Raw genomic sequence first — 13,393 nt, 5'->3', positions numbered from 1 at the left:
CTAGTGCATCTCAACACTACCGAGTTGGTATGGATGATCGGATGTCCATTGGAGCGAATGACCTCAAAAATGAGGTTACTTCGTGGATAAGGTCGCAACTCTCAAATCGCTGCCCCTCAATTACAAAGCGTAGGCCGCTGGAAACATTGGCGATTGAGTTTTCGTTATCAATCGGTCCGCCGCGGCCCCGAAGCTCTTGCTTCGCAAAAGGTATTCGAATTTTGTGCAGCTTTTTCTTCAGATCCTTAATCTCTGTTTGCTTTTCTACTGAGAAGCAACTCGAGTGTTGATCCATTGTTCTTAAAACTTCGTAAGAGCCTAGGACCCATAGCCAAAACAAATCATAGTATTCACTCAAGTCGCCGCCTTTAATGTCTTCTGGCCAACCTTGACTTAAGCTGCAAAGCTTTTGTCCTACTCTTTGAAGGCTATCCGCTTGTATTAACGTATAGATTGAAAATCTCACCAGAGGCTTCTGCTGAGAGAAATCATCTATAGTTGTCATTCATCGCTTCCTTCTCTTCACATTCCCGCCCCGCTGCCCAGGCCGTCCTGCCGTTGAGCGTCCGCGCGATTTCACCGCGTCTTCCGAGGCTTTCTCAACTGCCCATTGACGCGCCATCGGGTCGTCGGCAACGGCCAGATCGACCGCTTCCAGACGTTTGATCTCATCCCGGATATTGGCGGCCTCTTCGAATTCCAGGTTCTCGGCGGCCTTGCGCATTTGTTCGCGCAGACCGTCCAGATGGGCCTCGAGGTTGGCGCCGTGCATCGGTTTGTCGATGGTGGCGGTGACGCGGTTCATGTCGACGTCGCCTTCGTAGAGACCGGCCAGAACGTCTTCGACATTCTTCTTCACCGTTTCAGGGGTGATGCCGTGTTCCTCGTTATACGCGAGTTGCTTGGCGCGGCGGCGGTTGGTCTCGTTCAGGGCGCGTTCCATGGAACCGGTGACCTTGTCGGCATACATGATCACCCGGCCATCGGCGTTCCGCGCGGCGCGGCCGATGGTTTGAACCAGAGAGGTCTCGGACCGCAAGAAACCCTCTTTATCCGCGTCCAGAATGGCGACCAGCCCGCATTCGGGGATGTCGAGGCCTTCTCGCAGCAGGTTGATGCCGATCAGCACGTCGAACGCCCCCAGCCGCAGGTCACGCAGAATCTCGATACGTTCCAGCGTGTCGATGTCCGAGTGCATGTAGCGGACCTTGATGCCCTGTTCATGCAGGTATTCGGTCAGATCCTCTGCCATGCGTTTGGTCAGGGTCGTGACCAGCGTGCGGTAGCCATCGGCGGCCACCTTGCGCACCTCGTCCAGCAGGTCGTCCACCTGCATAGATACAGGGCGGACTTCGACCTCAGGGTCCAGCAGGCCGGTGGGGCGGATCACCTGTTCGGTGAAGACGCCGCCGGTCTGTTCAATCTCCCATTTTGCCGGGGTGGCCGAGACAAACACGGATTGGGGGCGCATGGCGTCCCATTCCTCGAACTTCAGCGGTCGGTTGTCCATGCAGGAGGGCAGCCGGAACCCGTGTTCGGCCAGCGTGAACTTGCGGCGATAGTCACCCCGGTACATGCCGCCGATCTGCGGAACGCTGACGTGGGATTCGTCGGCAAAGACGATCGCGTTGTCGGGGATGAATTCGAACAGGGTTGGGGGCGGCTCGCCCGGTGCGCGACCGGTCAGATAGCGTGAATAGTTCTCGATTCCGTTGCAGACGCCGGTGGCCTCAAGCATCTCCAGATCGAAATTGGTGCGCTGTTCCAGCCGCTGCGCTTCCAGCAATTTGCCCTCGCCCACCAGTTGATCCAGACGGATGCGGAGTTCTTTTTTGATGCCAATGATGGCCTGCTGCATGGTCGGTTTCGGCGTCACATAATGCGAGTTCGCATAGACACGCACCTGTTCCATCGTAGCGGCGCGTTCGCCGGTCAGCGGGTCGAATTCGGTAATGGTCTCCAGTTCCTCGCCAAAGAACGAGAATTTCCAGGCGCGATCCTCAAGGTGGGCGGGCCAGATTTCCAAGGAATCGCCGCGTACCCGGAAAGACCCGCGCTGAAACGCTTGATCGTTGCGGCGGTATTGCTGGGCGACCAGATCGGCCATCACCTGCCGTTGGTCGTATTCGTTGCCGACCTTTAGGTCTTGCGTCATCGCCCCATAGGTTTCGACCGAACCAATACCATAGATGCAGGAAACCGAGGCGACGATGATCACATCGTCCCGCTCTAACAGTGCCCGCGTGGCTGAGTGGCGCATCCTGTCGATCTGTTCGTTAATCTGGGATTCTTTCTCGATGTAGGTGTCCGATCGCGCCACGTAGGCCTCGGGCTGGTAGTAGTCATAGTAGGACACGAAATACTCGACCGAGTTCTCGGGGAAGAAGCCTTTGAATTCGCCATACAACTGCGCTGCCAGCGTCTTATTGGGTGCAAGGATGATAGCCGGGCGCTGGGTCTCCTCGATCACCTTGGCCATGGTAAAGGTCTTGCCCGTCCCCGTCGCGCCCAGCAGAACCTGATCGCGTTCACCGTCCATCACACCCCCGGCCAGCTCCTTGATGGCCGTTGGTTGGTCACCCGCTGGTGCGAACTCGGTATGCATAACGAATTCCTTGCCGCCTTCCAGCTTCAGGCGGGCGCGGACATCCTCGGCATTCATCTGGGTCTTGTCGGAATGAGCATAGGCCATAGGGGGAGATTCCTTTCGCGCCTGATTTTGATCTGTTTTTGTTCTTGTTCAAGGGGGCATTTCCAAATGCCGAAATTGCGACAATTGCGGACTTGTCCGCGCCGCCTGCCTGACGCATAAACATCCCTATCCAAATGAGTACGGAGAGGCGACATGCGCGCACGGATTTACCAGCCCGCAAGAAATGCAATGACCTCGGGAATGGCCAAGACCCGCAAGTGGGTTTTGGAATACGCCCCCGCGTCATCGCGCGAGGTTGATCCGCTGATGGGCTGGACCTCGTCCAACGACACGCAGACCCAGGTGCGCCTGAAGTTCGACACCAAGGAAGAGGCGTTGGATTACGCCAAGGACAACGGGATTGATGCGCAGGTCAGCGAACCGCATAAGCGCAAGCCCAACGTACGCGCGGGTGGGTATGGTGAAAACTTCGCCCCGGGTCGTCGGGCACCCTGGACCCATTGACCGAAACCCTTGGAATGATCGACATCCGCGAAGTGGATCCCGGAGCGCAGGACATGCGCCCGATCATTCAAGCGCATTTGGCCCATAGCTGGGATGCCACGCCCCAGACCTCGAACCACACCCTGGACGTCGATGCATTGCGAGAGCCCGGCATTCGATTCTGGGCATTGTATGAAGCGGGTAAACCGCTGGGATGCGGAGCGCTTAAAGCCTTGCCCGATGGCACCTCTGAGGTGAAATCAGTGCATGTCGTGACCGCCGCCCGTGGCCGTGGTCTGGCGCGAGTGATCATGACCTACCTGGCTGACCTTGCCCGTTCAGAAGGTGTGACGGCCCTGGTGCTGGAAACTGGGGCGGAACATCTGACGGAATATGATGCCGCGCGCAAACTCTATGAGGCGCTGGGATATACCTATTGCGGACCGATATTTGGGTATGAGGCCGACCCGAACAGCGCCTTCATGCGCTTGGGTCTTGAACCCCGCCCGTAAAAACCGCAAGAAGGGCGCAGCGGTCCCTTAGCTCAACTGGATAGAGCAGCTGACTTCTAATCAGCAGGTTGAGGGTTCGAGTCCTTCAGGGATCGCCATTTCACCAAATCATCGAAATACCAAAGAAAGAAATCTTGAACACGTCCGTTGTCGCTGTACCAAGGTCGGTCGCAATTGTTGGAGATTACTTGGATTTCAGTGGGAAGGTGCTTTGCCATGATTTCGACCCGTGTTGCACTAGCGGGCAACGATACGTTCAAGTTCCGAGCGGTCAACTTTAGATGCGTGGCGTTTGTCCATGGGGATTTTGTGAACTGAAATCACATTGGGCACGCCAAATTCAGACGCGAATTTACGCCAATCCTGAAGGTGATCACGCCGCCCTTCGACGCATAGCGTCGGTCCGGTCCCAGTGTTGATCAACGCACAGCGCGCAACACCCGGCCATTGTCTTGCCGCGACTTCAATCGCAAAGGGAAAGAGCAGGCCCGATTTCACTTCTATTTCAGACCCCACCCGACCCCACAACCACAAGCGTCCCTCTTCATCCAACGTGCCGGCGTCTCCGGTGCGATGCCAGATGACGGCGCCTTCTTTGATTTTGTTTTCGTCCGAATGTGCGGGATCAAGATAGCCGTCATTCACGTGCGCCCCGGCGACCTGTATCTCGTTGTCGCAGATGCGGAGTATGATTTCAGGAACCGGATACCCCACAAGTAGACCTTTCCCTTCGGCCATCTGTCGGTGATCGTGTTCCGAGATATCTGTGGCATCAAGGTGGGCAATCGGCTCAGCCTCGGTCGATCCATAGACACAAACCACGGAAAGCCCCTTTCGGGTTCGCAACGTGTCGACAAGGTCCGGAAAAACGGGACCGCCACCGGTGAAGACCGTGTTCAATTGTCCGGTATTTTGGGTTTGGGTCAGTTTTTCGCAAATAGAGGGTGGAATGAGGGCACGGGTGACCTGCTGCTTTTGAATCCAGCCCGCCAAGTGGGTGGGCGCAAGGCGGTCAAGCTTGCTCAGCCGCCAGTTTGGCATAACGGTGGTGCGCCCTGCGGCCAGGTTGATCAGGGTGAACACCGGAAAGGACACCAAATCCCTTTCGGCCTTGTCGCTTTCTAGAAGGGGCGCAATGGCGTCGTGTTGCGCCATTAAAAACGCATGCGAGCGCGGGATGGCCTTGGGCTGGCCTGTCGTTCCGGAGGTGAATGAGATCAAGGCTGTGTCATCCGCCCGAATCTGATGATTGGGCGGCGAGCCAGGGCCTTTATTGGGTGTCAGAAGACGCAGCCTCCAAAGCTCTGGAATTAGAAACTTGAGCAAAAAGTACGCGCCCGCTGCGCAGAACGCCTTGGGCGAAGTGGCCCGTGCAGCGTGGCGCAAACCGGCCAGTCCTATTGCCGGTTCCGGCAGCACGACGGTTGCACCCAACGACCACAGGGCCGCCAGGCTTGCATATAGGTCTGCGTCGACGGGCATTGCCAGCAATACGCGGTCTCCTGGCCTGATACCTTTTGCGTGCCATCGGCCCGCCAGTTTCTGCATGCGAAAGTGCAGTTGCTGAAAACTGATCTGGCGGCCTTTGCCGTCCACTATGGCGGTTCTGTTCGGAAACCGTTCAACCGCAGCAGCAAAATGTGCTATCAAATCAGCCATTCAGCTTACGTCCAAGCAGAGAGTATCGCCGGAATATAGTCGCCCCTTCTGCCGCACTGCGATCAGCGGACTTATTGTCGTCGTGAATCAGGGCATGGATGGCAGTGTTGCACCCCATCTCTGCAGCCGCTTTGTGAAACCTGTGGGCCAGATGCCGCCCTGCGCCCGGTTCCAGGCTTGCATAGGTTTTGAGGATCGCGGAACTGGGGGTGGGCCCTTCGGCATAGTTGGGAATGCCGAACAGAAAACCCGCCAAATTGCCATCGTGGCGACGCGCAAACAGGATCAGTTCACGCTTCATCATCGGCACGACAGGCAGGTACATGGCTAGGAACTCGGACTCGGAAATCGGTTTGTAAAACGCGTTTTCTGAAAACGCCTGTGCAGACAGCGCGAACACCTGGCGAAACAAGCCCTCGGGATCATTTCCATCCCACGCTTCCACCTCAAAACCATCGTTTTCAGGCGGTGCCACTGTGTCGGTATCCTCCAACTCTACACGGGCCGAGAAATACCGGCTGATTTCGCAAAAACCCGCGGACCGGAAGACTTCAGGTTCATGCGCTTTGTTGGTCGGTTCCATCAGGAACGGAGAGGAACCGTCGCTGTAGGAGACGAAACGGTAACTGTGCCAGGTGTCCCCCGACATCGGCCCAATGACCCGGTCGATGCCTGCGTTTCTGACCAGTTCTATACCCGTATCCAGAATTTCGGCACCGGCTTCGGGTGATTTGCATGAAAAGTCACCGAATGTTGCCGCTTGTACGCCCTCCCAATTGGGGCCGTTCAGGTAAACGGTCAGCTTCGCATCAGCGGTTTTGATTGTCTCTTTGATCATGACGCGACTCCGGCAAAAAAACCAGCACCGATCGATCCCGCAACGGAGTACGCGTAATAGATCAACGGAAGGGCAAGGGCCAATACTGTTAACCTCAGCACCCGATCTTTTTCAAACCACTGCGGTCTGATCCACGGTACGGCCGTCACGCAGATTAAAGAAAGCAGCGCCAGAATTGTCAGCGGTTCGGCCCAGCGTGCAGGTTCCGGGTTCAGCGCAGTAGCAAAGTGTCTGACTAAGAATAATGTTGTGGCCACCACAAGGATCGCAAGGATTTTGCCTCGCAGCGCCAGAACGCTGAACCCCATGGCCAGCCCCATCGCACTTAGGCCATAAAATGATACGGCATTCCACCCGGTCGCATTGCCAAGCGCCAGCCATCCGAAACTGAACAACCCCAGAGACGCCACGACATCTAGATCCGGGTATTTGCTGTCACAGGGGGTCGATATCCGTGCCCAAAGATGCGTCGCTAGTACCAAAATAGGCAGGACCGCATTTTGAAGTGCAGTGACCGCCAGCAAGAGGAAAACGGTGATGACGTAAACCCGTGTGGCATGTTTGGTAAGACCCAGCCTTGCGCCCAGGATGCTGAAACTGCCGAGCGAGGCCAGAAAAACCAAGGCTATGGTCGCCAACTCAATCAAGGAACTGTCGAAGTGTACGCTCAGAAAAATCAGGAGGCCAAGTGGGAGGAACAGGTTGTCAAAACCCCGCCAGCTTTGGGCCTCGACCAGGGTTCCAAACGCAGCAACCATAACGCAGAGCATAAGGGTGTTCGCCGGTGGCAAGGCGGCCATGAACAGAAAACAGACGATCGCGATCAGCATCGTAACCACGAAAAAAACGACCGATCCCTCGACGCTTTTCTCACCATCCTCGACAATGAACCGCTGCGTTCCATACGCGGTTCCGGCCAGCGCGGCGGCGGCGTCTGCCAAGGTCAGAACCGCAATCGGCAAGATGTAGAACAACAGGTTGTCTCCGGCCAGCAGGAAGCAAAGCCCCACCGACAACGCGAGCAGGAAGTCACCATAGGATGTTCGCTCCACCCCATGCAGGGTCGCGCCAAGACCTTTCGAAAAACGAGGAAGACGCAAGACAAGCATCACAAGCATTGTGGCGGCGATCAGCATGTAAACCGGCCAGCGGTCGGGAAAGATCCAGGGCAGCAGCAACGCAAAGAGCCCCGTGCTTACATGCATCAGTTTCCGCTGCACTTCGGCGTTCAGCCCTGCAGCTTTGGCCAGGTGGCGGACGACCATCATCACGCCGAGCAATGCCAAAACCGACCCTGCCGCCAGCAATATCTGCATGAGAACGGTCAAGGCCGAACCTCTTCGACCACGAAATCCGAATAGAAGAAGGCCAGATCGAGGGCCTTCTGCTGTGTTTCGATTTCGGTCAGGGTTTCAATCCTGTCCCGGTAATCCGCTGGTACACGGCGCGGCGCCATCATGTTCCAATAGACCAATCGTGCATTTGGCTCTGCCGCACTCAGGATCGCCCCATAGACCTGCTTGAACGTTTCAGGGGACATGTATTCGAAAATGTCGGACAGGTTGAACCCGCTGGCCTTTTCGCCCGTCGAGATGAAGGCCTCGAGCGAGCCAAGGCGAATATCCAGGCGATCCAATCGGGACCGGACAGTTTCATAATGTTCCGGACGCCACGCCATCGGCAATGCGTCGCCATGGGTGCCCTTTAGAATCCAGTGCAGATAGGGGTTTTGCGATGGATCGGTCGCGACCCCGGCATGGCGCAGTCGGCGAGCAACATGTTGGGCCGGGCTTCCATCCACGTGGTCGAAAAAAGCGCTGTCCCGCCCCATCCGCCCCATCACGAATCGCGAGAAGAAAGTGTTCAGCAACAACCGCCATCGGAATGTGTTGAACCGCGTGTCGAAAAAAACCTCGCGTGCGTCGGGGGTTCGGGGGGTGAACACGTCGTCGACGGTGCGGCGCGAATGGACCAGCGGTAACAGCCAGGTTCGAAAGATGCGAAAATACCGCTCGAACTTACCGACGCCGCCGATGCCGTGTCTGTCTACTTCGGACGCAAGGGTCTGCCAGAAGGCGTGTGTTTCCGCATCGGTTTCTTCTAACACCCGGTTCAGCAAAGCAAGTCGCCGCTTGCTTGGGCGTGAGCCTGTCAACTCAATGAACTCTGAATGCGTCAGCACCTTATACGCCGCGATCCTGAGCTTGAGGCAGGCGATCTGAGCCGGGGACAAATCCAGCACCACAACACGCGCGGGATCGAGTGTCAGCATGGCCAGCGCATTGTCTCCGGCCGAACATATCGACACCAGTGTCCGCCCCGTGCAATCACCCAATGCGGCGGTCAGGACGCCCGCATCCTCCCACAGTTGGGCGTACCGGATATGGTCGAAATCCGCCTTTTCTTCGATTTCACTGCTACGCATCGCACCGCTCCACTGCGCCGCTTGCCCCGTCGACAGACAGTACTTCTCCGTCTTTAATCCATTGTGTGGCCCCTTTTAGGCCAACAACGCAGGGGATACCCAATTCGCGCGCCACAATGGCCGAGTGGGACAACAAGCTGCCACGTTCGACAACGATGGCAGAGGCGTTCGAGAAAACGGCGATCCAGCCTGGATCGGTGTGGCGGGCGACCAGTACTTCGCCGGGGTTCAGCGCCTCGGTCCGAGGATCGCGGATCACCCGCGCACGTGCTTTGACCTGACCCGCGGAACAGCCCGTTCCGTACTTTGTCCGTGTGGCATCTGCTTCGGCCTCAATCGAATCAGACCAGACAGGCGCGATGGCAGGACCTTGGATTTCAATCCGTTCGGGTGGATCGGGGCGTTGGGATGAGGCCGCATCTTCGGCTTTGCGTCGTGCAACGATGCCTTTCAGGTCAGGCGACAGGTTGAACCCCTCGACCGCGCCAAGGACTTCATGCGTTGTTAGAAAGAACACATCTCTTGGTGTTTCAAGCAAGTCGCGCGCGGCAAATTCCCGACCGATCCCCAAAAACACACGGCGCGCATAGCCAAAGATGCGCGTGCGTTCAAAGCGCAGGTTTTCGCGGTCGCGCACACGCGCCTTGGTCCAACCCAAAATCCATTTCGCAACATGTCGCTTGATCGGGCTCGCTGGGAACAGTGCCTTCCAATCCGGTTCACGGCCTTCCTGACGCCCGCCGGGAGGATGATCGGCGCAGGCGGCAATTGCCAGCAACAGGCTTGTCGGGTCGTCTTGCAGAGGGATGCTTTCCAGCTTTAGCTCTTCGGTGCATCGGTCTCCGAATTTCTCAAGATAGGATTCAACTTCAGCCTCGATCTGTGGGTGCGCGGACAAAACGGACAGCCGCGCGTCAGCTTTCAACTGTTCCGTGATACCGGCGGTGCGCACCAGATGACCGATCCGGGCAATGCGCTGCGCAGGTTCGGCTGACACGATGTCACCCTGGCCAATCATCAGGTCATTATGCAGCGTCAGGCCGTCTTCACCAAGCCACCTTTGCAGCAGGTTGCGCGACCCGCCAAATGCAATCATGCACAGAAAATCATTGATCAATGGGGCATCCCACCGATCCAGCAGGGTGCTTTCGATGCGGCGGTATTCGGCTGCAAGCTGGGTCGCATTAGACGCATCTACGTCCAGCCCCGCCTGCAATACCCCGTTCAGCCTGTCATAAAAGCTTCGCCGCGTCCGTGGCAGGCAGATGGCCTGCCAGATCAGCCCGGCCGCGACCTTGCCCAGCTTTGCGTATTCCACAATCCTGCGCCAACCAACCGAGGGTGGTGGGGCAAGGGCATCCGTGACCTCGCGCGGCATGGGTTCCGACACGCCCATCATCGTTTCCATATAGTTGCGGTTCAGCGAAAACCCCGGCAACAGGGCCAAGGCCCGATACCAGTTGATCAGGTTGTAATAGGCACGCCCATCCACGCGCCCGAGCAAATTGTCGAACACCGTTGGATTCTGGTCGACCGTACGCTTGGAGACGCCCAACAACCTGACAAACGCGCGGTAGACTTGAGCATACACGTGCAGAGCAAAGGAATAGGTCAGCGGGCTAACGATACCGGGATAGCTTTCGACAATGTTCGAGTTGTCGAAAATCGTCAGCGTTGTGTCGGCCAAGGCCGCGGGGCGCAATGGCGTTGTGATTGGTCGGGCCTGCAGAATATGAAGCCCCTGTGCATCAATGGCCCATTCAATATCCTGGGGCGATCCGAAAAGCTCTTCGGCTTTACGCGCGAGGGCGGCAATGGACTGCGCGTCACTCACCGTTAAATACTCAGGCTTATCCGGTGCGCTTTCAGGTGCGTCATCCGCGCCTATGATCCAATCTTCCCCGTCCGTCTCACCAGAAACCAACTGCTCAGCCAGACCATCAATTGCCGAAATTACGACCACACCGCGACGACCGCTAACCGGGTCGGCGGAAAATGCGACACCTGCAGATTTTGGATTAATCATGCGCTGTACGATGATCGCGGGTCCTTCGGCCTCGCCCCCGGATTTGACCGCGCGGTATGTCTCGACCGTCTCAGAGAAGCCGGAATGCCAGACCTTTTTGGCCGCTTTCAAAACAGAGCCGCCCGAAACGTTCAGAACCGTTTCATATTGTCCCGCATGGCTGTGTTCCACACCATCTTCGGCCTTACCAGAGCTACGAACCGCGTAAGGCCCGGTTCCGAGTGTTTTCATCGCGGCAGTCAAAGCCGATTGCAGACCGTTTTGAGCAATGGGACCGGACTTCCCCATACGGAATGCATCGCTGGTAATGACAAAAAATGCGGGCGGGGCAAAACCATGCTGCGTAAGATGCGATAAAGCAGCTGCCTTGCCCCCTACAACGGAAACACCGTTTGCATCCGATTGGGCGACGATGAAGGTCATGTAAGCGCTCCGATCAGGTACGGAAGGAAACCAGCTGTGGCGTAGCAGAAAAACACCCATAGGCCGGCGATTGTGTCCATCCGGTCCTGGGCTTTCACTGTCGGCGCCTGAACATAGCGTTTTGCTGCCAGACAACAGGGGATCAGGGCCAACCCGCCGATCACGGCGCTTAACCAACCAACGCCGGTTGCAGCACCTGTGCCCACAAGCAGCGCATAGGATATTAAAACGCAACCCACCCAGATGCGCCCTGCCTGAGGCGGGCCCCATAACCCGGAATAGGTGTCGACGCCGGTGATCTCATTTTCGGGTGCCCACAATTTGCGGCCAATCTCAAGCACACACCCGTTCACGAAGGACAGCGCCAGAAACAACCACAGGAAGGGTGCCGCCTGACCTTTTGGCAGCCATTCGATGCCGGTCAGCAGCAAATCGATCAGAGGCATGATTGCCATATGGCTTAGCAGGTACAGGACCGGTCGTGCCTTCAACCAGGCGGGCGCGCCAAATTCGACGGTCATTGCCCCAAGCCAGATCCAGACTAAACCCAATAGCCACAAGACCGGCGGGTACCACAGCCAGGCGGCGGCAACAGACAAAGGCACGGTCAACAGGCCCCAGCCCAATACTTCTCGCTTGGATACCAGACCACGTGGAATTGGCCTGCCGGGCCGGTAACGTCGGTCATCCTCAGCGTCTTTGAATTCGTCACAGACCCGCATCTGGAAAAACAGCGCCATGGCAAGGACAAAACCGGCGGCAAATGCAGGCCATTCCGGCAGGGGGCTATCCGCCAGACGGGCGGACACACATATACTGGCCGCAGAAAACACAAGCAGCAGGGGCACGGTTTTCTTCAGCGGAAATCGCTCAGTCTGATAAATCCAGAAGCGGCTTTGAAAGCTCATCTTTGGCGGGCCAGACTTTCATGAGCGCGGGTAAAATGCCCTGCCGCGATCGCCGCGACGATGGATATTTCCCCACACAGGCAGGTTGCCGCGGCCACCTCAGCCAACGCTGTGCCACACCCGTTGCCCTTAAGGCCGAGTATATTCAGGGCCGCAATCTGGCTTGGCAACCCGGTGCCGCCCCCTACTGATCCAACCAAAATGTTTGGCAACGTCACCGAACAGAATAGATCATCACCCCTTGGCTCCATTCTTGTGACGCCCATCGCACTTTCGGCCACGCAAGCCGCGTCCTGGCCGGTTGCTATGTAAAACGCGGCCAGCCCGTTGGCATAATGCGCCTGTGCGCCAAACTGACCCGACAGATGCGCACCCAGATTGGCGACACGCCCATAGGCCAACATCGCCTCGACCGTTGTGCCCAGCGTCTTTTCGACAATTTCAGCAGGAAGTGTGACCGAGGCGCTAACCTTTCGTCCGCGCCCTGTCACCAGCCCAAGCGCCGAAGCTTTCTTGTCACCTGAGAAATTCCCTTCGACATACCAGTTCTCGAACTCGACCGGACAGTTATCTGCAATTTCATGGCACATCGCGTCGGTGGCAATGGTCACCATGTTCTGTCCGGCTGCATCGCCGGTGGTGTATCGGCAGATCAGGAACACGACGTTGGTGTCTATGAACGGCTCCAGCGAAACTAGCTTGCCGTGGCCGGTGGTCGCCTCGGCCGCGGATTTGAGCATTTCGACATTTGAAACCACCCAATCCACGAATTGCCCGGCCTTTAGCAGGCTTTCAAACACAAAAGCCGGAGTGCGCAGCACCCCTTCGTACAAAACAGCCGTGCTGATACCACCAGACCGGGTGGCGGCATAGGCACCCCGGGCATATGAGGCGACCAACGCCGCCTCGGTTGTGGCGAGGGGAACGTGGAAATCCCCGTTTGCGTTCATTCCGTTCAAACGCAACGGCCCAATAACTCCAACAGGAAGCTTAACCGTCCCAATGAAATTTTCGATATTGGCACTGTAAATTTCTGCGGCGTCAAGCGTTGCAGGGTCCGCAATCTGCGCCTGATCTTCATCACCTGCGGTTGGTTTCAGCTTTTCCCAAAACCGCACAACCATTTCAGGGGTTGTCTTGCGCGATGGTCGCAAGGTCGCAAATTCGGCGTCGTTTGACGCCATCTGCTGCGGTATCTGATCGGCATCAAATCGAGCCTTGATGCGATGAAGCATCTCACGAACGTGAAACGGAATTATCAAAAGTACGCTCCGGTATCTGTCCCGCAAAAACTATTGCAGATGCAAATCAATGTGTCTGCACGTTACCAAAAGGTCCGCCGATATCCAGCCATATCTCCTTGAATCGAAAGGACCCCAACCGTGCGGCAGTGGATATGTTTGATTGCACTATGCGTGCTTACATGTGCATCGCCGCGTCGGGCCTGGGCCGAAAATCGACGCAAC

11 protein-coding genes and 1 tRNA gene are annotated in these 13,393 nt (G+C 57.0%); 3 read left to right on the top strand and 9 right to left on the bottom strand.

Going from position 1 to position 13,393, the window contains the following annotated elements:
• Positions 1–16: 16 nt before the first annotated feature.
• Together ACR0JB_RS11600 and uvrB are read right to left on the bottom strand one after the other, a co-directional pair.
• Positions 17–505, bottom strand: coding sequence for a ubiquitin-like domain-containing protein (locus ACR0JB_RS11600; protein WP_170506845.1), 489 nt, complete (start codon positions 503–505; stop codon positions 17–19).
• Positions 506–2,692 carry an excinuclease ABC subunit UvrB gene (gene uvrB / locus ACR0JB_RS11595; RefSeq protein ID WP_480789937.1) on the bottom strand — a complete coding sequence of 729 codons (2,187 nt, stop codon included), beginning with the start codon at positions 2,690–2,692 and terminating at the stop codon, positions 506–508.
• A gap of 153 nt (positions 2,693–2,845) precedes the next feature.
• Between uvrB and ACR0JB_RS11590 the strand changes: the two genes are divergently transcribed.
• The 3 genes from ACR0JB_RS11590 (at position 2,846) to ACR0JB_RS11580 (ending at position 3,746) form a co-directional block, all read left to right on the top strand.
• Positions 2,846–3,157 carry an ETC complex I subunit gene (locus ACR0JB_RS11590; protein WP_170361525.1) on the top strand — a complete coding sequence of 104 codons (312 nt, stop codon included), beginning with the start codon at positions 2,846–2,848 and terminating at the stop codon, positions 3,155–3,157.
• A 14-nt stretch (positions 3,158–3,171) separates the two neighbouring features.
• Entirely contained in the window at positions 3,172–3,648 is a 477-nt protein-coding gene (locus ACR0JB_RS11585; protein WP_170350519.1) for a GNAT family N-acetyltransferase, read from the top strand.
• A 21-nt stretch (positions 3,649–3,669) separates the two neighbouring features.
• Positions 3,670–3,746 (top strand) — tRNA-Arg (locus tag ACR0JB_RS11580).
• A 139-nt stretch (positions 3,747–3,885) separates the two neighbouring features.
• Here ACR0JB_RS11580 and ACR0JB_RS11575 read toward each other — a convergent pair.
• The 7 genes from ACR0JB_RS11575 to ACR0JB_RS11545 are packed head-to-tail and all read right to left on the bottom strand — an operon-like array spanning position 3,886 to position 13,162.
• Positions 3,886–5,307 carry an AMP-binding protein gene (locus ACR0JB_RS11575; RefSeq protein WP_170578064.1) on the bottom strand — a complete coding sequence of 474 codons (1,422 nt, stop codon included), beginning with the start codon at positions 5,305–5,307 and terminating at the stop codon, positions 3,886–3,888.
• Positions 5,300–6,145 (bottom strand): hypothetical protein, encoded by an 846-nt coding sequence (locus tag ACR0JB_RS11570; protein ID WP_170578066.1) that lies wholly within the window; start codon positions 6,143–6,145, stop codon positions 5,300–5,302. Before ACR0JB_RS11570 ends, ACR0JB_RS11575 begins: the two co-directional genes overlap by 8 nt.
• Positions 6,142–7,473 (bottom strand): hypothetical protein, encoded by a 1,332-nt coding sequence (locus ACR0JB_RS11565; RefSeq protein ID WP_480789936.1) that lies wholly within the window; start codon positions 7,471–7,473, stop codon positions 6,142–6,144. The genes ACR0JB_RS11570 and ACR0JB_RS11565 overlap by 4 nt, the downstream gene beginning before the upstream one ends.
• Positions 7,470–8,570 carry a BtaA family protein gene (locus ACR0JB_RS11560; RefSeq protein ID WP_480789935.1) on the bottom strand — a complete coding sequence of 367 codons (1,101 nt, stop codon included), beginning with the start codon at positions 8,568–8,570 and terminating at the stop codon, positions 7,470–7,472. The genes ACR0JB_RS11565 and ACR0JB_RS11560 overlap by 4 nt, the downstream gene beginning before the upstream one ends.
• Positions 8,563–11,019: a PEP/pyruvate-binding domain-containing protein gene (locus tag ACR0JB_RS11555; RefSeq protein ID WP_170397304.1), complete on the bottom strand. Its 2,457-nt coding sequence runs from the start codon at positions 11,017–11,019 to the stop codon at positions 8,563–8,565. The genes ACR0JB_RS11560 and ACR0JB_RS11555 overlap by 8 nt, the downstream gene beginning before the upstream one ends.
• Complete coding sequence (locus tag ACR0JB_RS11550) at positions 11,016–11,867, bottom strand: UbiA family prenyltransferase (protein ID WP_367648494.1); 852 nt, start codon at positions 11,865–11,867, stop codon at positions 11,016–11,018. Before ACR0JB_RS11550 ends, ACR0JB_RS11555 begins: the two co-directional genes overlap by 4 nt.
• Positions 11,868–11,923: 56 nt before the next feature.
• Complete coding sequence (locus ACR0JB_RS11545) at positions 11,924–13,162, bottom strand: hydroxymethylglutaryl-CoA reductase (RefSeq protein ID WP_254437420.1); 1,239 nt, start codon at positions 13,160–13,162, stop codon at positions 11,924–11,926.
• Between the last annotated feature and the right edge of the window lie 231 nt (positions 13,163–13,393).

This window comes from Ruegeria sp. BI7, assembly GCF_056537925.1.
The sequence above is the reverse complement of the archived record's forward strand: the minus strand, read 5'-3'. Positions and strand labels throughout refer to the sequence as shown.

Coding starts and splice junctions, on each gene's coding strand:
- ACR0JB_RS11585 (WP_170350519.1), top strand. CDS start 3,172: ATGATCGACATCCGCGAAGTGGATCCCGGAGCGCAGGACATGCGCCCG.
- ACR0JB_RS11555 (WP_170397304.1), bottom strand. CDS start 11,019: ATGACCTTCATCGTCGCCCAATCGGATGCAAACGGTGTTTCCGTTGTA.
- uvrB (WP_480789937.1), bottom strand. CDS start 2,692: ATGGCCTATGCTCATTCCGACAAGACCCAGATGAATGCCGAGGATGTC.
- ACR0JB_RS11575 (WP_170578064.1), bottom strand. CDS start 5,307: ATGGCTGATTTGATAGCACATTTTGCTGCTGCGGTTGAACGGTTTCCG.
- ACR0JB_RS11600 (WP_170506845.1), bottom strand. CDS start 505: ATGACAACTATAGATGATTTCTCTCAGCAGAAGCCTCTGGTGAGATTT.
- ACR0JB_RS11545 (WP_254437420.1), bottom strand. CDS start 13,162: ATGCTTCATCGCATCAAGGCTCGATTTGATGCCGATCAGATACCGCAG.
- ACR0JB_RS11560 (WP_480789935.1), bottom strand. CDS start 8,570: ATGCGTAGCAGTGAAATCGAAGAAAAGGCGGATTTCGACCATATCCGG.
- ACR0JB_RS11570 (WP_170578066.1), bottom strand. CDS start 6,145: ATGATCAAAGAGACAATCAAAACCGCTGATGCGAAGCTGACCGTTTAC.
- ACR0JB_RS11590 (WP_170361525.1), top strand. CDS start 2,846: ATGCGCGCACGGATTTACCAGCCCGCAAGAAATGCAATGACCTCGGGA.